Below are 2,066 nucleotides of genomic sequence, written 5' to 3' on the forward strand. Positions count from 1 at the left end.
GCTTCATTCCATACCAATGAATAGGCCTTGTTCATTCTTCATTTCCTCATGATTGGTCGGCATACTTTAATTATTTCGTATACCTATACAAACTGCTTATCGAGCGCGGAACGAATATGTCCGTTGCTCGTTTCGCGGATTACTGCACCATCCGCGCCATGCTCGCCGGCTCCAACCCGCCCCGGAACCGGCATGCCGTATCCGGGGCGGCAACCGTTCGATCCTGGTTGCCGCCCCGGGGCATTCGAGCCCGGCTCTTCACCGAGAAGAATTACCGCTTGCCGTCGATCCAGCCCACGTTGACGCTGGCGAACGGTTCACGTGCGGCCGCGCCGCTCGTATCGCTCGATTCGATGCGCCCCGAGTTGAATGCAACGAATCCGGCTCTCACCAAGGGCATGCCATTCCCCGAGTAATCAAACTTCGAACTCGAATGCGACGAACGGATCACGCCATGATTCACGCCCACGAACCCGCCGGCGAACGTACCGGAGCCAGCGATCGCCCCCGACGATTCCGAATCGGCGATCAGCGCGCCGTCACCGTTCATCCCGGCGAATCCGCCGATGAACTGGCCGATGGCGGTCGTCACGTTGCCCGATGCCTTCGAGTTCCGGATGCTGGCTTGTTTGCCGATGTTTTCGCCGACCAGACCTCCGACGGAGCTGTCGCGAGCCGCAGTGACCGATCCGTCCGCGCTCGACCCCGAAATCGTTCCGTGGTTCAGGCCGACGAGCCCGCCAACCCGGCTCGCCTGCCCGGCACGCACGGCCCCGCGAGCCGCGGATTGCTCGATTGCGCCGTCGTTCACGGCGACAAGCCCGCCCACGCTGGCTCCCTGACCTGCACCGACATCGCCTGCCGCGTTGCCCGCCCGGATCGTGCCGGCGTTCCTGCCGACCAGGCCGCCCACGACGCTGCTCGCGATGTCGCTCACGCTACCGTTTGCCGCGACGTTTTCGAGCACGCCGCCGTCGACGTTCTCCCCAGCGAAGCCGCCAACGGCTGCCGCGCCTTTCGAGTTCACCGCGCCGAACGCTTGCGCATCCGCGATACGACCGCCTCTGTTGAGGCCGACGAACCCGCCGACCTTGCTGCCGTCCGTCGCGCGAACGATGCCGCGTGCCGACGAACCGACGATCGTGCCGCCATCGCTGCTGCCGACCGCGCCGCCGACGAAGCTCGACTTCCCAGCCGACACGTCGACCGTCGAAATCGCGTTGTCGATCATGCTGTTCGCCGACTGACCGACGAGGCCGCCCACTTGCGTGCGGTCACCCACCGAGATCCTGCCGGCACTCGTCGAATCCGACACCGTCGCATAGAGATTCCTGCCGACGACACCACCGACGGCGCGCATGTAGTTCGACGATCGCATGCTCGTGATCTCGGCATCGGCCTGGCTATTCGCGATCCGCGCGCTGAAATTCCTGCCGGCAATGCCGCCGATTGAATCGGCCGCCTCGTTGGCTGTGATGCTGCCCTGGAATCGGGCGCGGTCGATGACGCCGGCGACGTTGTCACCGACGAGGCCGCCGACGAGGCTGCTGATCTTCCCGTTCGACGAAACCGCCGTCTTCGTTACGCGAACGTTCGAGATGGTCCCGCCATGATTGGCGCCGGCAAGCGCACCGACCGACGCAGGCGTTCCGGTCGATGCTTCGTTGACGGCGAACGAGTCGAGCGCGAGATTCGCGATACGGCCGCGATTCAACCCGAACAGGCCGACGTACTGACCGTTGCCATTGATCGTCAAGCGGGAAATCGTGTTGCCCAAGCCATCGAACACGCCGTTGAATGCGCTGTCACCGCCGATACCGCGGAATTGCGCGCCCTTGCCGTCGATCGCATTGCCCAGCACGTAACGGCCGTTCATGTTGCCGTCGACGCCGCGCAGCCCCGTGAGATCGTGGATCACCTGATAGGCATCGCCGTTCGCCGAGAACGATGCATTGCGACCCGACAGCGTGACCGTCGCATCGTCGTTCGTCAGCGTATGGCCGCTGCCCGAGTTCAGCGCCAGGCTTGCGTTTTCGCCCGTCAGCGCCACCTTGTTGCCGATGCGA

1 protein-coding gene is annotated in these 2,066 nt (G+C 64.1%); it reads right to left on the reverse strand.

What is annotated here, in order from left to right; all coding sequences use genetic code 11:
- Positions 1 to 271 precede the first annotated feature (271 nt).
- A partial coding sequence (locus ACM6JT_RS24620) for a beta strand repeat-containing protein (RefSeq protein WP_414857502.1) occupies positions 272 to 2,066 on the reverse strand: 1,795 nt, incomplete at its 5' end.

The sequence above is a fragment of the Burkholderia sp. IT-111MI5 genome (assembly GCF_949752865.1).
Lineage (GTDB): Bacteria > Pseudomonadota > Gammaproteobacteria > Burkholderiales > Burkholderiaceae > Burkholderia > Burkholderia pyrrocinia_C.